Source organism: Streptomyces sp. Je 1-79 (assembly GCF_025195125.1).
Taxonomy (GTDB): Bacteria; Actinomycetota; Actinomycetes; order Streptomycetales; family Streptomycetaceae; genus Streptomyces.
In genome coordinates, this window is record NZ_JAMGSL010000001.1 from 393,275 (window position 1) to 412,096 (window position 18,822).

An 18,822-nucleotide genomic window follows, 5' to 3' on the forward strand; every position below is an offset into this window, starting at 1 on the left:
GGCCCCGGCGGGGCCGGTTCCCTCCGGGGCCCGCGGCGGGCTCAGCTCCGGCCCGTGCCCCGGTAGAGGTCGAGCTCACCGTCGAGTTCGACGGCCAGCACGGTCGCGGACTCGTCGACGTCCGCCCCTTCCGGAGCGTCGATCCACAGCACTCCCGGAACGTCGTGGAGTCCGCCGGTCACCCGGTGGGCCAGCTCGGCGCCGGTGCCGAGCACGGTCACCCGCTCCACCTTGTTGCGCAGACCGCGCAGGGAGACCGCTTCGCGCGGGGCGTCGAAGCAGACCAGATAGAGGGTGCGCCGGTCGGCGGAGAGCGTGCTGGGGCCGTAGTGGTGACCGGCCGGCAGCCCGGCCACCGTCCCGTACACCGCCCGCTCGTGGAGCCCGATCCAGGCCCCGAGTCCCTCCAGCCGCTCGGCCTGCTCCGCCGGGATCGTGCCGTCCTCCTTGGGGCCGACGGCCAGCAGCAGATTGCCCCCCATGCCGATGGTCTCCGTGAAGTAGCGCACCAGCTGGCGAACCGACTTCTGGTTGTGGTCCTGGTGCTGGTAGCCCCAGGAGTCGTTCATGGTCAGGCAGAGCTCCCACGGCCCGTCCGGCGGCAGGAGCGGCACGCCCTGCTCCGGCGTGGCGTAGTCGCCGTGGCTGAGCATGCGCGCGTTGAGGACCGTCTCGGGATTTCCGGCGAGGATCCGCTCGGCGAGCGCCGCCATGCCCCACTGCTCCTCGCTGCGTTCCCACTCGCCGTCGAACCACAGCAGATCGGGGCGGAAACGGGAGACCAGCTCACCGACCTGGGCGTCCCGGTAGGCGACGAAGCGCGCCCATGCCTCCGGGTCCTCGACCCCGTGCTTCGGGGCGACGAGAGGATGGGTGGTCACGTCCTCGTTCGGCGGCTCGGGGTGCACCACGCTCGCGTAGTCCGGGTGGTTCCAGTCCGAATGCGAGTAGTACAGGCCGACCTTGAGGCCCTTCTCGCGCAGCGCCTCGGCGTACCCGGCCACGAGGTCGCGCCCGGCGGGCGAGTGCCGTACGACGTTCAGATCGCCGTGTTCGGTGTCCCACAGGGCCACGCCGTCGTGGTGGCGCGCGGTCAGCACGGCGTACCGGGCGCCCGCGCGGGCGAAGAGCTCCGCCCAGGCCTTCGGCTCGTACGCGGAGGCCGTGAAGCCGTCCAGCTGCCGCATGTACTGCTCGTGCGGCACCCGCCCGCTGTAGAACGACCAGGACTCGGGGACGCCGTCGACCGCGTAGATGCCGTAGTGGAGAAAGATGCCCAACTTGGCATCGGGGAACCAGGGTTGCATGGGCATGGGATCAGTCCTCGGTGAAGGTGGCAGCGGAGGGGTGCGGGCTTTCCCCGCACCGTTCACGCTAGGCCGGGCCGACGGTCCCGCGCGTGGGCTCCACTCACCCTCACTGGTCTGTTTTCACCAGCCGTCGGGGCGCTCAGGCGTCCGGACGGGACCGCATCCACTCCTCGACCTCGCCCACGTGCGCCGCGGCGGCGGCCCGTGCCGCCTCCGGGTCGCGCGCGACCAGGGCGCGATGGATCGCGGCGTGCTCGCGGCGGGTGCGTTCGAACGCGCCCTCCTCGGCGTAGCCGCGCCAGACGCGCGCGCGGAAGGTCCGGGACGAGAGCCCCTCGAGGATGGCCGCCATGGTCTCGTTGCCGGAGGCCGCGTTGATCGCGCGGTGGAACTCCAGGTCGTGGGCGAGGATCTCCTCCGGGTTCTCGGTCTCGTCCATCGCCCGCAGATGGCCGGTCACGACCGCCAGCTGATCCTTGTCCATCCGGGCGGCGGCCAGGGCGGTGGCCGTGGACTCCAGGACGCGGCGGACCTCCAGGAGTTCGACGAGCTGCTCCCCGCGCGAGAGGTCGGCGACGACGCCGAAGGTCTCCAGCAGATCGTCGGCCCCCAGCCGGGTCACATAGATCCCGGAGCCGTGCCGGGCCTCCAGGACGCCCATGACCGTGAGCGCGCGGACCGCCTCCCGCATCGAGCTCCGGGAGAGGCCCAACTGGGCGGCGAGGTCCCGCTCCGTGGGCAGCCGGTCCCCGGGTTGCAGCTCGCCCTCACCGATCATCGCCTTGATCTGTTCGATCGCGCGCTGGGTCACGGTCCCCCTGGCCGGGGTGCGCTCCTCCACCGATTTCTCCCTTGTCCGATTCGGGCAGTCTAGTCAGCGAAGTGGTCGGACCACTTTGGTTTCGATTGACGATTTTCGCGGTCACGGGGTGTCGCTGACGCCAAGTGGTCTGATAAATCTTGGTCGGCCGAGGGCGTACCGCTTGAGCCCCGGCCCGGGATCCGACCCGTCCGGCTGTCGTCGTGTCCGCTGCGGCCGCGACCACGCATCCCGTGCGGGTGGGGCCCTCCCGTCCTGCACCGCCCCGTCCCAGGGGTGGGAGCGGCCCCACCCCTTCCCCCTCGTCCTGCAAGGAGACCGACCAGTGAAGCTGATGCGCCTCGGCGCCCCCGGCGCCGCACGGCCGGCCGTTCGGACCGACGACGGACGGGTGTGGGACCTCACCGCCGTCACCGACGAGATCGACGGAGCCTTCCTCGCCTCGGGCGGACCCGACCGCGCCCGGGCGGCCGTCCGGGAGGGCGGGCTCGCCGAGCTGGACCCGCTGGGCCTGCGCGTCGGCGCTCCCGTCGCCCGGCCGGGGAAGGTCGTCTGCATCGGCCTCAACTACCGCGACCACGCCGAGGAGACGGGAGCGCCCGTCCCGCCCCGTCCGGTCGTCTTCATGAAGGACCCCGGCACCGTCGTCGGACCGTACGACGACGTGCTCATCCCGCGCGGCTCGGCCAGGACGGACTGGGAGGTGGAACTCGCGGTCGTCATCGGCAGCCGGGCCCGCTACCTGGAGAACCCCGAGGAGGGGCTGCGTCACGTCGCCGGATACGCCGTCAGCAACGACGTCTCCGAGCGGGAGTTCCAGCTCGACTACTCGCCGCAGTGGGACCTCGGCAAGTCCTGCGAGACCTTCAACCCGCTCGGCCCCTGGCTCGTGACCCCCGACGAGGTCGACGACCCGCAGGGGCTCGCCCTGCGCCTGGCCGTCAACGGCGTCCAGCGCCAGCGCGGCACCACGCGCGACATGATCTTCGACGTCGGACACCTGGTCGCGTACCTGAGCAACTACATGGTTCTCGAGCCCGGCGACGTCATCAACACCGGTACCCCGGCCGGCGTGGCCCTCGGCCGGGCCGGCACCCCGTACCTGCGCCCCGGCGACACGGTCGAGCTGTCCATCGACGGACTCGGCAGCCAGTGCCAGACCTTCGCCCAAGCCTGACATCCGAGCGCACACGAGCCGCAGCGCCTGGGAGCCGGAGCGCCTGCGAGCCCCAGCGCACGCAATCCCAAGCGCCCGCGAGCCCGAGCGCACGCCAGCCTGCGCGCCTGCGCGCCCGCGCGACCGAGAGGCCCCACATGACCGCATCCACCGCCCGCGTCGTCGCCGTCGACACGTACGACATCCGCTTCCCCACCTCCCGGGAGCTGGACGGCTCCGACGCCATGAACCCCGACCCCGACTACTCCGCCGCCTACGTCGTCCTGCGCACCGACGCGGGCGACGGCCTCGAAGGCCACGGCTTCACCTTCACCATCGGCCGCGGCAACGACGTCCAGGTCGCCGCGCTCGACGCGCTTCGCCCGCACCTCCTCGGACGCCCGGTCGCCGAGCTGTGCGCCGACCCCGGTTCACTGAGCCGCGACCTGGTCGGGGACAGCCAGCTGCGCTGGCTCGGCCCGGAGAAGGGCGTGATGCACATGGCCATCGGCGCCGTCCTCAACGCCGTCTGGGACCTGGCGGCCAAGCGCGCCGAGAAGCCGCTGTGGCAGTTCCTCGCGGACGCCGAGCCCGAATGGCTCGCCTCCCAGGTCGACTTCCGGTACATCGCCGACGCTCTCACCCCCGAGGACGCGCTCGGACTGCTCCGCCGCGGCAGGACCGGCGCCGCGGAACGTACGGCCGCGCTCCGCACACACGGCTACCCCGCCTACACCACCTCGCCCGGCTGGCTCGGCTACTCGGACGACAAGCTCACCCGTCTCGCGCAGGACGCCGTCGCCGCCGGGTTCACCCAGATCAAGCTGAAGGTCGGCGCCGACCTCGCGGACGACATCCGCCGGATGCGCGCGGCGCGCGCGGCCGTCGGCCCGTCCGTCCGCATCGCCATCGACGCCAACCAGCGCTGGAACGTCGGCGAGGCCGTCGAGTGGACCAAGGCGCTGGCCGAGTTCGACCCGTACTGGATCGAGGAGCCCACCAGCCCCGACGACATCCTCGGCCACGCGACCGTGCGCGGTGCGGTCGCTCCGGTCAAGGTCGCCACCGGCGAACACGTACAGAACAGGATCGTCTTCAAGCAGCTGCTGCAGGCCGGCGCCATCGACATCCTGCAGATCGACCCCGCCCGCGTCGGCGGGGTCAACGAGAACCTGGCGATCCTGCTGCTCGCCGCCCACCACGACGTGCCGGTCTGCCCGCACGCCGGCGGCGTCGGCCTGTGCGAACTGGTCCAGCATCTGTCGATGTTCGACTACGTCGCCCTGTCGGGCACCACCGAGAACCGGGTCGTCGAGTTCGTCGACCACCTCCACGAGCACTTCCTCACTCCCGTGGAGATCCGCGACGGCCACTACCGTGCCCCGCTCACGCCCGGCTTCTCCGCCGAGATGCACCCGGAGTCGATCGAGGAGTACGCCTACCCCGACGGCACCTTCTGGACCGCCGACCGCGCAGCCGCCGCCGACCGCGCCGCCGACGCCGCTGCCGACCGCGCAGCCGACCGCGCAGCCGACCGCCCAGGCAACCCCGCCGCCGGCAGCACCGCACCCGAAGGGACCCCCGCATGAGTGACCTCGCCGGCCTGCGAGCCGTCGTCACCGGTGGCGCCTCCGGTATCGGGCTGGCGACCGCCGAACTGCTCGCCGCGCGCGGCGCCGCCGTCGCCGTGCTCGATCTCGCACCCGAGGGCCTTCCCTCCGCCCTCCTCGGCCACGCGGCCGACGTCACCGACGACGCCTCCGTACGCTCCGCCGTCGCCGCGGCGGCCGCCGGGCTCGGCGGCATCGACATCCTGGTGAACAACGCCGGCATCGGCGCGGTCGGAACCGTCGAGGACAACGACGACGCCCAGTGGCACCGCGTCCTCGACGTCAACCTGCTCGGCATCGTCCGCACCACCCGCGCCGCCCTTCCGCACCTGCGCGCCTCCCGCGCCGCCGCCGTCGTCCACACCTGCTCGATCGCCGCCACCGCCGGGCTGCCCCAGCGGGCCCTCTACAGCGCCAGCAAGGGCGCGGTGCTCTCGCTGACCCTCGCGATGGCCGCCGACCACGTCCGCGAGGGAATCCGCGTCAACTGCGTGAACCCGGGCACCGTCGACACCCCCTGGGTCGGCAGGCTCCTCGACGCCGCGGACGACCCGGCCGCCGAGCGGGCGGCGCTCGACGCGCGCCAGCCCACCGGGCGCCTTGTCGCCGCCGCCGAAGTCGCCGCTGCCATCGTGTACCTGGCGAGCCCCGCCGCCGCGTCCGTCACCGGCACGGCGCTCGCCGTCGACGGCGGCATGCAGGGACTCCGTCTGCGCCCGGCAGAGAAATGAGAGGCACCACCCCCGTGCGACACCACCCACTCGGCTCCAGCGAGGTCGCCGTCACCGCGCTCTCCTTCGGCGCGGCCGGCATCGGCAACCTCTACGCCCCGGTCAACGTGGCACAGGCGGGCGGCGCCGTCGACGCCGCCTGGGACGCCGGCATCCGCTACTTCGACACCGCCCCGCACTACGGCCTCGGCCTCTCCGAAGAACGCCTTGGCGCCGCCCTGCGCACCCGCCCGCGCGACACGTACGTCCTCTCCACCAAGGTCGGACGACTGCTCCGGCCGGCCACGGCCGGCGGGGACGACCTCGCCAACGGCTTCGCCGTCCCCGCCACGCACCGCCGCGTCTGGGACTTCTCCGCCGACGGCGTGCGCCGCAGCATCCAGGAGAGCCTGCTGCGCCTCGGTCACGACCGCATCGACGTCGTCTACCTCCACGACCCGGACGACCACGCCGAGGAGGCCTTCCACCAGGCCTACCCGGAGCTGGAACGGCTGCGCGCCCAGGGCGTGATCGGCGCGATCGGCGCGGGCATGAACCAGACCGCGATGCTGACCCGGTTCGTCCGCGACACGGACGTCGACGTGGTGCTGTGCGCGGGCCGGTACACCCTCCTCGACCAGAGCGCCCTCTCGGAACTCCTCCCGGAGGCCGCGGCGCGCGGCAAGAGCGTCGTGATCGGTGGCGTGTTCAACTCCGGCCTGCTCGCGGATCCCCGGCCCGGCGCGACCTTCGACTACACCGCCGCGCCCCCGCAGATCCTGGACCGCGCCCTGCGCCTCCAGGCCGTCGCCGAGCGCCACGGCCTCCCCCTGCGGGCCCTCGCCCTGCGCTTCCCCTTCGGACACCCGGCCGTGGCGAGCGTGCTCGTCGGCACCCGCTCCGCCCACGAGGTCCGCGACGCCGCCGAGCAGCTCGCACGCCCCCTCCCGGCCGACGTGTGGGCGGAGCTGCGCGCCGAGGGCCTGCTGCCGGACGACGTACCGGTGCCGGAGGAGACGTAGCCGTGCGCATCGCGCTCTTCATCACCTGCTTCAACGACACGATGTTCCCGGCGACCGGGAAGGCCGTCGCCGCACTGCTCGAACGGCTCGGCCACACCGTCGACTTCCCGCAGGCCCAGGCCTGCTGCGGCCAGATGCACTTCAACACCGGATACCGGCCCCAGACCCTGCCCATGGTGCGGCGCTTCGCCGAGACCTTCGCCGGTTACGACGCGGTCGTCACCCCCTCCGGGTCCTGCGCCGGGATGATCCGCCACCACCACGGGACAGTCGCCCGGCAGTACGGCGACGCGGACCTGGCCGCCGAGGTCGCGCGCGTCACCCCGCGCGTCCACGAGCTGTCCGAGCTGCTCGTCGACGTCCTCGGCGTCACGGACGTCGGCGCGTACTTCCCGCACCGCGTCACGTACCACCCCACCTGCCACTCGCTGCGGATGCTGCGGGTCGGCGACCGACCGCTCCGGCTGCTGCGCGCCGTCAAGGGCATCGACCTGGTCGAGCTGCCGGCGGCGGAGTCCTGCTGCGGCTTCGGCGGCACGTTCGCGCTGAAGAACGCCGACACCTCCCAGGCCATGCTCGCCGACAAGATGCGGCACGTGCAGGAGACCGGCGCCGAGGTGCTGTGCGCGGGCGACAACTCCTGCCTGATGCACATCGGCGGCGGACTCTCGCGGCTGCGGACCGGCATCGGCACCCTCCACCTGGCGCAGATCCTCGCCTCGACGGACGGAGGCACCCGATGAGCGGCGCCGACAACGTCGTATGGCTCGGCACCCCGGCCTTCCCCGAGGCCGCCCGAGCCGCACTCGCCGACACCCGGCTGCGCACGAACCTGCGCCGCGCCACGACCACGATCCGTGACAGGCGCCTCGCGGTGACCGCCGAACTCGACGACTGGGAGCAGTTGCGCGAGTCCGGCGAAGCCGTCAAACGGGCGACGCTGCGCCACCTCGACCACCATCTCGTACGCCTGGAGGGGTCGGTCACCAAGGCGGGCGGACACGTCCACTGGGCCGCCGACGCCGCCGAGGCCAACCGCATCGTGACCGACCTCGTGCGGGCCACCGGAGAGAGCGAGGTCCTCAAGGTCAAGTCCATGGCCACGCAGGAGATCGGCCTCAACGAGGCCCTGGCCGCCGCCGGGATCCGCGCGTACGAGACCGACCTCGCCGAGCTCATCGTGCAGCTCGGTGAGGACCGGCCCTCGCACATCCTCGTCCCCGCCATCCACCGCGGCCGGGCCGAGATCCGGGAGATCTTCCGCCGGGAGATGGGGAAGTGGGGCCGTCCGTCCCCCGCCGGGCTCACCGACGACCCGCGCGATCTCGCCGAGGCGGCCCGGCTGCACCTGCGGGAGAAGTTCCTGCGCGCCCGGGTCGCCGTCTCAGGGGCCAACTTCGCCGCCGCCGACACCGGTACGGTCTGTGTCGTCGAGTCCGAGGGCAACGGCCGGATGTGCCTGACCCTGCCCGACACGCTCATCACCGTGATGGGCATCGAGAAGGTGCTGCCGTCCTTCACCGACCTCGAAGTCTTCCTCCAGCTGCTGCCCCGCTCCTCCACGGGCGAGCGGATGAACCCGTACACCTCGATGTGGACGGGGGTGACACCCGGGGACGGGCCACAGACCTTCCACCTCGTCCTGCTCGACAACGGCCGCACCGCCACCCTGAAGGACCCGGTCGGGCGGCAGGCCCTGGCCTGCATCCGCTGCTCGGCGTGTCTCAACGTCTGTCCCGTGTACGAACGGACCGGCGGCCACGCCTACGGCTCGGTCTACCCCGGTCCGATCGGCGCGGTGCTCACCCCGCAGCTCGTCGGAGTCGAGCACGCGGACTCCCTGCCGTTCGCCTCCACGCTCTGCGGTGCCTGCTACGACGCCTGCCCGGTCCGCATCGACATCCCCGACGTCCTCGTCCACCTGCGCGCGAAGGCCGTCGAGGCGAAGGCGGCGCACCGGCCCGTGCCGACGGCCGAGTCCCTGGTCATGGGCGCCGCGGCGGCGGTCCTGCGCTCACCCGGACGCCTGACCGCGGCCCAGCGGGCCGGCGCGTTCGCCGCACGGCTGCTGTTCCGGCGCCGAGACCGCATCGGCCGGCTCCCGGGCCTCCTCGGCCGCTGGTCGGACACGCGCGACACCCCTGTGCCGCCCCGCGAGTCCTTCCGGGGCTGGTGGCGGCGTACGAGAGAAGGAGCCGAGAGATGAGCACCCGGGAGTCCGTCCTCGCCCGGATCACGGCCGCGCTGGCCGACGTACCCGCGACCGAGACGCCCGACGGCGTTCCGGTTCCCCGTTCGTACCGAAGGAGCCACGCGGGCCCGGACCTGGTGGCGCTCTTCGCCGGGCGCGTCACCGACTACCGGGCCTCCGTGATCCACACGACGGAGGAGCGGGTGTCGGGCACCATAGCTGCGGTCCTCGCCGAGAGGGGGGCCGAGAGCGTCGTCGTACCGGAGGGGTTCCCCGTCGGCCTGCTGCCCGAGGGGGACTTCACCCGCCTCGGTGACGCGCCGCCCCTGGCCCTGGAGACCCTGGAGACCGCCGGCAGCGTGCTGACCACCGCGGCGGTCGCGATCGCGGTCACCGGCACGATCGTCCTGGACGCGGGGCCGGGTCAGGGCCGCCGCGCACTGTCGCTGCTGCCCGACCACCACCTCTGCGTCGTCCGCGAGGAACAGATCGCCGGGGACGTACCCGAAGCCCTCTCCCGACTCGACCCCGCCGCCCCCCTCACCTTCATCTCCGGACCGTCCGCCACCAGCGACATCGAGCTCGACCGGGTCGAGGGCGTCCACGGCCCGCGCACCCTGGACGTCATCGTCGTCGCCGCCCGTCCCGCCGAGGAGCCGTCATGAGAATCGCGCTGCACACCAGGGTCCGCGCCGACCGCATCACCGCGTACGAGAACGCCCACCGCGCCGTCCCCGAGGAGCTGACCGACGCCATCCGCGCGGCAGGCGCCACGTCCTGGACGATCTGGCGCAGCGGCACCGACCTCTTCCACGTCCTGGAGTGCGAGGAGTACGCCACGCTGCTCGCCGCGCTGGAGCGGCTCCCGGTCAACGTCGCCTGGCAGGCCCGTATGGCCGACCTGCTCGACGTCGTGCACGACTACAGAGCCGAGGGTACGGACGCAGGCCTGCCCGTCGTGTGGGAACTGTGAGCGCCATGCGCGTCGTGGACGCCCACCACCACGTCTGGGACCTCTCGGTACGGGACCAGGACTGGATCACGGGCGATGAACTGGCGCCCCTGCGACGGGACTTCGCACTCGCCGACCTCGAACCGGAGGCGAGGGCGGCCGGAGTGGCGGCCACCGTCCTGGTGCAGACCGTCACCGTCGCCGAGGAGACCCCCGAGCTCCTCGCGCTCGCGGCGGACCACGACCTCGTCGGCGGGGTCGTCGGGTGGACCGACCTCACCGCCCCGGGCGTGGCCGACGAACTCGCCCGGCTGCGTGAACTGCCCGGCGGCGAGAGGCTGGTGGGCATCCGCCACCAGGTCCAGAGCGAGGCCGACCCGCTGTGGCTCCTGCGGCCGGACGTGCTGCGCGGCCTGGAGGCCGTGGCCTCGGCGGGACTCGTCTACGACCTGGTGATCCTCCCGCACCAGCTGCCCGCCGCGGCCTCGGCGGCCTTCCTGCTGCCCCATCTCACCTTCGTCCTGGACCACATGGGCAAGCCGCCCGTCGCCACCGGCGAACAACAGCCCTGGGCCGAGGGCCTCCATGACCTGGCCGCCCTTCCCAACACGGCCGCCAAGCTCTCCGGCCTGGTCACCGAGGCCCGCTGGGACTCCTGGACGCCCGACGACCTGCGTCCGTACACGGAGACGGCCCTCGAAGCCTTCGGGGCGGACCGCCTGATGTTCGGCTCCGACTGGCCCGTCTGCCTCCTGGCCGCCTCGTACGGCGAGGTGATCGAGACGGCCCGCGCCCTGACCGCCGACCTCAGCGCACCGGAGCGGTCGGCGCTCTTCGGCGGAACGGCGACGCGCGTGTACGGCATGGAGTGACAGCACCGGCCTCGGCGCTCCGCATCCGGGGGAGCTTCACGGCGCTGATCCGGACGCTACGGCCTAACCGGCCGGGTGGTCGGCCCGCCGGGTCCACCACCGGCGGCGGCGGGGGTGGACCGCGTGGCCCAGGCGTCGTCCGATGAGGAGGTAACCGAGAAGCGCGCCCGTGGTGTTGAGCAGGACGTCGTCGATGTCGAAGGCGCGTCCTGTGATGAGGGCGCCCTGGACCAGTTCCACGAGCAGCATCGTCACGACCGCGAGCAGGCACACGCGCAGCGGACCGCGGGTCCTGCGGGAGAGCAGCGGCAGGAGGATGCCGAACGGCACGCCGAGAGCCACGTTGCCGCCGAGCTGCTTGACCGTGTCCACGAAGCCCGGCTGCTGGAGGTACGCGCGGATCGAACTCCCCGGTGTCAGGTTGCTGTGGGTGAGGGGCACGGACGCGGGGGAGGCGTTCAGCGTGAGCCGGGCCAGGACGATCGCGAACGCGGTCATGCCCACGAGAGCGACCAGTGCCACCAGTGCCCGGACCACCCGGCCCGGTCCGCGCCGCCGGGGTTCCTCCCTCGTCCGCGATGGCGCGGCCGGTACGTCGCGCTCCGCCTCCGCCACCTTGCTCCCGCCCTGCACGCCTCTCCACACCTTCATGTCCGTCCCTCCGTCGCAGGGCTACTTGGGCTGGATCCGGCTACCCGGGACCCGGCCGGGCAATCCGGTGCCGGCCGACGGACGCCGGGGGCGGGGCGGTATCGGCCTCAGGCGCCACACGAGCCTCAACCGCCCGCAACCGGGCGGCGGTGCGGAATGACCGGGCGTGCGCAGGGCAGCAGACTCCTATGCGAGACGACACCGAGACCAGACCCTCGCGCGAGACGTCGCCGCGTGGCCGTGAGCGTGGCGCCCGAAGGTGGCCCGCCGTCGCCGCCGTCCTCCTCGCCCTGGCTCTGACCGTGGTCCTGCTGGGGCGGTTCGTCCAACTGCCGGGGCTGGGCGATCTGTTCGCGAGTGAGACCCGCGACCGCTCCGGACCGGCCGTGCTGAAGTCGATCCAGGACATGAACCGCCACGAAGGCGCCCTCGGCACCTACCAGGTCGTCGTGGACCTGGAGAAGGACGCGCGCTTCCTGCCGGACGCGATCCGAGGCACCCGGACCCTGTACGTGGCCAACGGCAGCGTCAGCTCGTACGTCGACCTCTCCCGTCTCGGCGCCGATGCCGTCACCGTCGACGAGGAACGCACCACGGCCACCCTCCGCCTGCCCCACGCCCAGCTCGGCGACCCCGCCCTCGACCCCGAGCGGTCCTACGCCGTCTCGAAGCAGCGAGGTCTGCTCGACCGGCTGGGCGACCTCTTCTCCGACAACCCCGCGAGCGAGAGCGCCGTCCACCGGCTCGCCGCCCAGCACATCGGCGAGGCCGCCCGGGAGAGCGACCTCACCATCCGGGCCGAACGCAACACCACCGCCATGCTCCAGGGGCTGCTGCGCGCCCTCGGCTTCGAACAGGTCACCGTCACCTACGCCTGAGCCCGAGGCCATGAAGGAGACCGTGGCGCACGCCGACCCGGTTCTCCTCTCAGCGGTGGAGCAGGTTCTGCCAGTCCCGCGGCACGCGGTCGGCCGGGCCGGGGGCCGGCTGGTCGGCCGGGTGGCCGCCGGGAGGGGACAGCGGGGGGCCGGACTCGTACATGCCGTCGGTGGCGTAGTTCCAGTACCACTCCTCGCCCGGCTCGAAGCTCTGCACCAGGGGATGCCCGGTGGACTTCCAGTGGGCCGTGGCGTGCTGGGCCGGTGAGGAGTCGCAGCAGCCGACATGGCCGCACTGGGCGCACCGCCGGAGGTGGAACCACCAGCCGCCCGCCGCGTCGCAGTCCGCGCAGCCGGTGCCGCTGGGCGGCACGCTCGGGTCGATTCCGTCGATCTCGGTCATGCGGACTCCTCGGCGGTCGTGGTCTCGGCCGTGGTCGTGGCCTCTGTCTCCGTGTCCGGGGCGGTCTCGGGGGCGGTGAGCGGCAGCAGCACCTGGAACCGGGTGTCGCCGGGGACGGACTCGACCTGGAGGCTGCCGTGGTGCTTGCTGACGACGATCCGCCAGGAGATGTCGAGACCGAGCCCGGTGCCTTCGCCGACCGGTTTGGTGGTGAAGAAGGGGTCGAAGATCCGGCTGCGGATGGACTCGGGGACACCGGGGCCGGTGTCGCGGAACTCGACGAGCAGCCGGTCGCCCTCCCTGGCCGTGCGGACCGTCAGGGTGCCCTCGCCGCCGTTGGTGCCGATGGCGTGCACCGCGTTGTCGATGAGGTTCGTCCACACCTGGTTGAGCTCGGCCGGATAGGCGGGCACGGCCGGCAGGGAACGGTCGTACTCCTTGACCACCCGTACCCGGGTACCGATCTTCCCGGACAGCATCAGCAGCGTGCTGTCGAGGAGTTCGTGGACGTCGACCTCGCGGTGCGGGGCGCGGTCGAGCTGCGCGTACTGACTGGCCGCGTCGACCAGATGGGAGATGCGGTTGGTGGAGTCGTCGATCTCGTCCATCAACAGCTCGGTCTCCACCGTGTAGTTGAGCCAGCCGATCGCCCCCGGCAGGATGTCGTCGGCCACGGTCGCCGCGACCTGCTCCAGCCAGTCCGTGTCGAGACCGGCCTGGACGAAGGTGGGGGCGATCCGCCACCCCTCCGTGATGCCGTGGTCGTCGAGCCAGTCGGTCAGCTCGTCCTCCCGGTCGGAAGCCTCCAGCGGCGTCAGTACCGGTGCCTTGGCCACACGTTCGGCGGTTCGTTCCTGCATCTCGATGAGCGAGGCGAGAGCCTCGCGCGAGTAGGAGCCCTGGGCGATCACCGCCAGCTTGTGCCGCATCTTGCCGACCCGCTCACGCAGTGTCGCCGTGGCGCGTACGGCAGCCGCCGCCGGGTTGTTGAGCTCATGGGTGAGCCCGGCGGACAGCGATCCGAGCGCCAGCAGACGCTCCCGTTGTCCGACGGCCCGCTGCGTGTTCTTGGAGCCGAAGAAGAGCCCCTCCAGCAGGTGCGCCGCCATCGGGAACCACTCCTGCATGATGTCCGCGAACGACTGCGCCGGCAGCACGAAGAACCGGGTGGCCTCGGTCACCCGCATCGTGTTGTTGTACGTCTGCGGGACCCGGTCGCCGAGGTACGCCTGCATGGCCCCCGCGTACACACCGCGCTGCGAGGTGCGGCTGACCTCCACGTCGTCGCCGCCGACCCGGCGGGACAGCACGACGGTGCCCTCGACCATCACGTAGAAGCAGGTGGCGGGGTCGCCCTCGACGTACACCGGGCCGGGATCGAACCGCTCCATCCGGCCCTCGGCGCACAACCGGCCGAGCTGTTCCGGGGAGAGCTTCTCGAACAGGAACAGCGAGCCGATCTCGTGCGGGTCGCAGGGCATGGTCCGGGCGCTCATGACTGCTCCAGATAGCGGTGGACGAGCATCACGGCCATGGCTCCCTCGCCGACGGCGGACGCGACGCGCTTCGCCGACTCGGCGCGCGCGTCGCCTGCCACGAACACACCGGGGACGCTGGTCTCCAAGTGGTAGGGCGGCCGGTCCAGTTCCCACTCGCCCGGCGGCCGCCCGTCCGGCGTGAGGTCCGGTCCCGCCAGGATGAAGCCGTGCTCGTCGCGCAGCACCGTCCCGTCGAGCCAGTCGGTCAGCGGGGCCGCGCCGATGAAGACGAACAGCCACTGGGCGTCGACCACCTCGCTGTCGCCGCTCACGGCGTCGCGGAGGGTCAGCCGCTCCAGGTGCTCCTCACCGTGCGCCGCCTCCACGACGGTCCGGGGCCGCACGGTGATGTTCGGAGCCTCCTCGATCTGCTGGATCAAGTAGTACGACATCGATGCCGCCAGGGACTCCCCGCGCACCAGCAGCGTCACCGACTTCGCGCCGCGGGCCAGGAACACGGCCGCCTGCCCGGCGGAGTTCGCGCCGCCGACGATGTACACGTCCTGGCCCTCGCAGGAGGATGCCTCGGTGAGGGACGAGCCGTAGTACACCCCGCGGCCGGTCAGCTCCTCGCAGCCCGGCGCCCGGAGCTGCCGGTAGGACACGCCGGTCGCCAGGATGACGCTGTGCGCGGCGACCGTGGAGCCGTCGGAGAAGCGCACGACGCGCGCCGGACCGTGGACGTCGAGGCCGGTGACCTCGCGCGCGGTGAGGATCTCGGCACCGAAGCGCGTCGCCTGACGGCGGGCGCGCTCGGTGAGCTGCGCGCCGGAGACGCCGTCCGGGAAGCCCAGGTAGTTCTCGATGCGGGAGCTCTGCCCGGCCTGTCCGCCGGTCGCCGACCGCTCGACGAGCACGGTCCGCAGCCCCTCGGACGCCCCGTACACCGCGGCGCCGAGCCCGGCGGGACCGCCGCCGATGACGACGAGGTCGTAGAACTCGGCGGCCGGCGTGGTCGCGAGCCCCACGTGGGCGGCCAGCTCGGGCGCGTCCGGCTCGATCAGCACGGTGCCGTCCGGCGTGAGGACCAGGGGCAGCCGGTGGCCGTCGGTACCGGCCGCCTCCAGGAGCCGCTGCCCCTCGGGCTCGTCGGACGCGTACCAGCGGTACGGCACCTGGTTGCGGGCCAGGAACTCACGTACCCGCGAGGAGTGCGCCGACCAGCGGTGCCCGACCATCTTGGTCTCGGGCACCGGCCGGTAGTCGCTGGAGCGCCAGGCGGTGAGGAGATCGTCCAGGACCGGGTAGAGCTTCTCCTCCGGCGGGTCCCACGGCTTGAGCAGATAGTGGTCGAGGTCGACGACGTTGATCGCGTCGATGGCCGCGTTGGTGTCGGCGTACGCGGTCAGCAGCACGCGGCGCGCCCCGGGGTACACGCCGAGGGCCTGTTCGAGGAACTCGATGCCGTTCATCTGCGGCATGCGGTAGTCGGCGAGGATCACGGCCACCAGGTCGCCGCGCAGCTTCAGCTCGCGCAGCGCGTCGAGGGCGGAGTCACCGGACTCGGCGCGCACGATCCGGTACCCGCCGCCGTAGCGTCGGCGCAGGTCGCGGGCGATGGCCCGGGAGACCCCCGGGTCGTCGTCCACCGTCAGGATGACGGTTCGCGCTGCGTCGCTGGCCTCTGCCATGCCTCTCCGCCCTGCGTCCTCCGGCCGGCCGGCACGACGGGCTTCGCCGGCTCCCGTCCATCGTAGGTTCGATCGCCGGGGCCCGCTCCGAGGAAGGGCCCCGGCCGGGAGGGGGAGACCCGGCCGGGGCGGCGCGGGGTCAGCGGCCGGGGCATTCCTTCCACGCGAGGTGGTAGACGGTGCTGATGTCGCCGTCGGTGGAGTCCATGGTCATGTAACTGGTGGTGGCCGGGTTCGACGTGCCGGCGCTCACCCGGAGCTCGGTGTTGATGTTGAAGTTCCGCTGCACACCGCACGGCGCCCACACGAGCTGTGCCCACTCGGTGTCGTCGGTGGCCTGCCAGTTGTCCTCGTACGGGCCGCGGAAGGTGTGGGTCCGGGACGCGGTGCTCGGTGAGCCCTGGAAGTAGTACGAGGCCTTCTCGGTGCTGCTCGCGCCGCGCTGGAGCGACGCGTAGCCGCGGTAGTCGGCGCTGGCGATCGCGTAGGTGAAGCCCTGGGGCACGTGCACCAGCAGGTTGAGCTGGCAGTTTCTGCGGGCCGCCGTGGGGGAGGAGTCGCCGCCCACCTGGGCCAGGTACTCGCTGTACGTGACGGTGAAGGCGGTGTTGTCCTCGGACACGGCGATGGCGGTGGTGCCCTGGGGACAGCCGGAGCCGTTCACCGTGGCGACGTCGATGACGATCCTGTCCGGGGGCGGGTCGACGATCGACGACGGGGTCGCCTGCGTGGGCAGGGCCGAGGCGAACAGAGCGGCGACCGCTCCGCTCACGAGCAGGGGGATCCTCATGTCGTTTCTCCCATCCAGTGCTTCGCTGCCGGGCGCTCACGGACGCACGGGGGTGCGTCCGGTCGCGCGGCGGGGGTGCGGCGCGCCCACGGGGGCGGGGCGCCGGCGGTGCGGAGGGACTGGTCCAACCGACAACGGTTGAACTATCATGTACATGTCAGGTGTGAGGTCGGGTCTCCCTGCCGGTGCGGGCGGGGGTGCTCGAATGCTAGAAGCCCGGGCACGGAAGGGCAGGGGGGAGCCCGGCCAACAATGGCCCCGCGAAGGGTCCGTCTTTTGGCTCGTAACAGCGGGTGGGCACCACAGCAGCCCCACACGGACCGGAGGCCCCGCAGGTCAGCTGCTCGGCCGGTCCGCCGATGACGTCCTCGTACGGCCCAGATGCGGGAAGCGGAACTCCGTACGGCGGTGTGCCGTGGCGCCGGGGCGCAGCACCGCGCTGGGGTAGGCGGTCCGGTTCGGGGCGTCGGGGAAATGCTGCGTCTCCAGGCAGACCGCGCCATGGCGTTCCAGGGTCCGACCCGTGCCGTCGGCCAGGGATCCGTCCAGCTGGTTGGCGGTGTAGACCTGCACCCCAGGCGCCGTGGTCCATACCTCCATCACGCGGGACTCCGCCGGAGCCGCCAGCCGTGCGGCACGGCGCAGCGGCCCGTGCCGGCGTCCGGACAGCGCCCAGCAGTGGTCGTAACCGCCGGCCAGGCGGATCTGCTCGTCCGCGGCCCGGACACACTCCCGGAGAAGCCGCGGGGACGCCAGATCGAAGGGCGTGCCGGCGACCTCGTGCAGGGGGCCGAGCGGGATGCCGTCGGCGTCGACCGGCAGATAGGCGGACCCCTCGACCTGAAGCGTGTGGCCGAGCACGTCTCCGGCCCCGTCGAGGTTGAAGTAGGCGTGGTTGGTGAGGCTGACGACGTCGGGCGGTCGGTCACGGCCGTACAGGCGTAGGAGAGCGTGCCGGCGGCGTCCAGGGAGTACGTGACGGTGACGTCGAGCGCGCCGGGGAACCCCATGTCTCCGTCCGGGCTGTGCAGCGACAGCCGGAGTGCGGCCGTGTCGCCACCCCTGAGGGGAGTCGCGCGCCACACCCTGGTGTCGAAGCCTCCGGGGCCGCCGTGCAGCGCGTGCCCCCGGTCGTTGAGGGGGATGCGGTACGCCCTGCCGTCCAGGGTGAAGCGGCCGTGCGCGATGCGGTTGGCGTAACGGCCGATCAGCGCACCGAAGTAGGGGCCCTTCTCGGCGTACTGGGCGACCGAGGGGAGCGACAGGACCACGTCGGCTGTCCCGCCGGCGGTGTCGGGCACGCCGAGCGCGTGCAGGACACCGCCGTACGTGAGGATCTCGGCGTACACGCCGGAGGGGGGATTCCAGTCGCCAGAGGCCGACGTCCTCCCCGCTCGGGGCGGTGCCGAACGGCCGGTGGTGGACGGTGGATCGGAGCATGGCGAGTCCTCGGGGCGAGCGGATGACCGGACGGAACGGTACGAAGGGGGAAGACGCGTCAGCCGGCTGTCCCGGCCGGGGCGGGAAGAGGCGTCAGCCGCCTGTCCCGGCCGGAGCACCGCCCTGCCGTGGGCCGGCGCCGGTGCCACTCCTGGTGCCACCCCCGGTGGACTCCCTGACGACGAGCTCGTACCCGGGACTGATCCTGCGCGGCTCGGAGACGGAACGGCCGCTGAGCCGCGCGACCAGCCGGTCGACGGCGAGGCGGGCGATGGCGTGCTTGTCGGGGGCGACCGTGGTGAGGCTGATCGCGCCGAAACGGCTCTCCTCGATGTCGTCGAAACCGACCACGGCGACATCGTCGGGGACGCGGAGGCCGCGCTCGGTGAGCGTGCGCATGGCGCCGAGGGCGATGAGGTCGTTGTACGCGAACACCGCGTCCGGGCGCTCCCCTCTCTCCAGGAGCGCCGCCATCGCGGCCGCGCCGTCGGCCCGGCCGTAACCCGCCGTGGCGACGACCAGCGTCTCGGCGGGCTCCAGCCCGGCCGAGGCCAGCTCCTCCCGCCAGCCGCGCAGCCGCAGATGGGCGGGCTGCCGCTCGCGTCTGGTGCGCGAGCCGAGGAACGCGATACGGCGGCGGCCGAGGTCCACGAGATGACGCACGGCGGCGCGGAACGTCGACTTCTGGAAGGGGTCGATCGACCAGGTCCACGCCTACGACAGGGCGCTCACGAGCGAGGAGGTGGCGGCCCTGCACACGCGCGAGAAGCCGTAGCTCCCGGTGACGCGGGGGGCCGGGTGGCCGGGTGGCCGGGTGGCCGGGCGGGGCAGCGTGCCCCGCCCGGCCA

General features: G+C 72.6%; 17 protein-coding genes and 2 pseudogenes. 10 read left to right on the plus strand and 9 right to left on the minus strand.

What is annotated here, in order from left to right:
- Nucleotides 1-41 precede the first annotated feature (41 nt).
- Nucleotides 42-1,313: an alpha-L-fucosidase gene (locus M5362_RS01550; protein ID WP_260225386.1), complete on the minus strand. Its 1,272-nt coding sequence runs from the start codon at nt 1,311-1,313 to the stop codon at nt 42-44.
- A 136-nt stretch (nt 1,314-1,449) separates the two neighbouring features.
- The gene (locus tag M5362_RS01555; protein ID WP_260225388.1) at nt 1,450-2,151 is read right to left on the minus strand and encodes a FadR/GntR family transcriptional regulator; all 702 of its coding nucleotides are present in this window, start codon (nt 2,149-2,151) and stop codon (nt 1,450-1,452) included.
- Nucleotides 2,152-2,455: 304 nt separating this feature from the next.
- On the opposite strand from M5362_RS01555, the gene M5362_RS01560 reads away from it, so the two are divergent.
- The 9 genes from M5362_RS01560 to M5362_RS01600 all read left to right on the plus strand — a co-directional run bounded on the left by M5362_RS01560 (nt 2,456) and on the right by M5362_RS01600 (nt 10,643).
- Nucleotides 2,456-3,307: a fumarylacetoacetate hydrolase family protein gene (locus M5362_RS01560; RefSeq protein ID WP_260225389.1), complete on the plus strand. Its 852-nt coding sequence runs from the start codon at nt 2,456-2,458 to the stop codon at nt 3,305-3,307.
- Between the two features lie 137 nt (nt 3,308-3,444).
- Nucleotides 3,445-4,875 (plus strand): enolase C-terminal domain-like protein, encoded by a 1,431-nt coding sequence (locus tag M5362_RS01565; RefSeq protein ID WP_260225390.1) that lies wholly within the window; start codon nt 3,445-3,447, stop codon nt 4,873-4,875.
- On the plus strand, nt 4,872-5,627 hold the full coding sequence (locus M5362_RS01570) for an SDR family NAD(P)-dependent oxidoreductase (protein WP_260225391.1): 756 nt from the start codon (nt 4,872-4,874) through the stop codon (nt 5,625-5,627). The genes M5362_RS01565 and M5362_RS01570 overlap by 4 nt, the downstream gene beginning before the upstream one ends.
- Entirely contained in the window at nt 5,624-6,628 is a 1,005-nt protein-coding gene (locus M5362_RS01575) for an aldo/keto reductase (RefSeq protein WP_374214386.1), read from the plus strand. The genes M5362_RS01570 and M5362_RS01575 overlap by 4 nt, the downstream gene beginning before the upstream one ends.
- 2 nt (nt 6,629-6,630) lie before the next feature.
- A complete protein-coding gene (locus tag M5362_RS01580; protein WP_260225393.1) occupies nt 6,631-7,371 on the plus strand; it encodes a (Fe-S)-binding protein in 741 nt (246 codons plus the stop codon).
- Complete coding sequence (locus M5362_RS01585) at nt 7,368-8,834, plus strand: lactate utilization protein B (protein ID WP_260225394.1); 1,467 nt, start codon at nt 7,368-7,370, stop codon at nt 8,832-8,834. The genes M5362_RS01580 and M5362_RS01585 overlap by 4 nt, the downstream gene beginning before the upstream one ends.
- The gene (locus tag M5362_RS01590) at nt 8,831-9,484 is read left to right on the plus strand and encodes an LUD domain-containing protein (RefSeq protein WP_260225395.1); all 654 of its coding nucleotides are present in this window, start codon (nt 8,831-8,833) and stop codon (nt 9,482-9,484) included. The genes M5362_RS01585 and M5362_RS01590 overlap by 4 nt, the downstream gene beginning before the upstream one ends.
- A complete protein-coding gene (locus tag M5362_RS01595; RefSeq protein WP_260225396.1) occupies nt 9,481-9,792 on the plus strand; it encodes an L-rhamnose mutarotase in 312 nt (103 codons plus the stop codon). Before M5362_RS01590 ends, M5362_RS01595 begins: the two co-directional genes overlap by 4 nt.
- 5 nt (nt 9,793-9,797) lie before the next feature.
- Nucleotides 9,798-10,643, plus strand: a complete 846-nt coding sequence (locus tag M5362_RS01600; protein WP_260225688.1) for an amidohydrolase — start codon at nt 9,798-9,800, stop codon at nt 10,641-10,643.
- A gap of 63 nt (nt 10,644-10,706) precedes the next feature.
- On the opposite strand, the gene M5362_RS01605 is transcribed toward M5362_RS01600, so the two are convergent.
- A complete protein-coding gene (locus M5362_RS01605; RefSeq protein ID WP_260225397.1) occupies nt 10,707-11,294 on the minus strand; it encodes a VanZ family protein in 588 nt (195 codons plus the stop codon).
- Between the two features lie 188 nt (nt 11,295-11,482).
- On the opposite strand from M5362_RS01605, the gene M5362_RS01610 reads away from it, so the two are divergent.
- The gene (locus M5362_RS01610) at nt 11,483-12,172 is read left to right on the plus strand and encodes a DUF4230 domain-containing protein (protein WP_260225398.1); all 690 of its coding nucleotides are present in this window, start codon (nt 11,483-11,485) and stop codon (nt 12,170-12,172) included.
- A 49-nt stretch (nt 12,173-12,221) separates the two neighbouring features.
- Here M5362_RS01610 and M5362_RS01615 read toward each other — a convergent pair whose 3' ends face one another.
- The 6 genes and pseudogenes from M5362_RS01615 to M5362_RS01640 all read right to left on the minus strand — a co-directional run.
- Complete coding sequence (locus tag M5362_RS01615; protein WP_260225399.1) at nt 12,222-12,575, minus strand: UBP-type zinc finger domain-containing protein; 354 nt, start codon at nt 12,573-12,575, stop codon at nt 12,222-12,224.
- Complete coding sequence (locus tag M5362_RS01620) at nt 12,572-14,071, minus strand: ATP-binding protein (protein WP_260225400.1); 1,500 nt, start codon at nt 14,069-14,071, stop codon at nt 12,572-12,574. The genes M5362_RS01615 and M5362_RS01620 overlap by 4 nt, the downstream gene beginning before the upstream one ends.
- On the minus strand, nt 14,068-15,744 hold the full coding sequence (locus M5362_RS01625) for an FAD-dependent oxidoreductase (protein ID WP_260225401.1): 1,677 nt from the start codon (nt 15,742-15,744) through the stop codon (nt 14,068-14,070). The genes M5362_RS01620 and M5362_RS01625 overlap by 4 nt, the downstream gene beginning before the upstream one ends.
- Before the next feature lie 139 nt (nt 15,745-15,883).
- Nucleotides 15,884-16,534, minus strand: coding sequence for a DUF4360 domain-containing protein (locus tag M5362_RS01630; protein WP_260225402.1), 651 nt, complete (start codon nt 16,532-16,534; stop codon nt 15,884-15,886).
- A 336-nt stretch (nt 16,535-16,870) separates the two neighbouring features.
- Nucleotides 16,871-17,974, minus strand: a pseudogene (locus M5362_RS01635) (aldose epimerase family protein).
- 93 nt (nt 17,975-18,067) lie between these two features.
- Nucleotides 18,068-18,646: pseudogene (locus M5362_RS01640) on the minus strand (substrate-binding domain-containing protein); the annotation flags it as partial.
- Between the last annotated feature and the right edge of the window lie 176 nt (nt 18,647-18,822).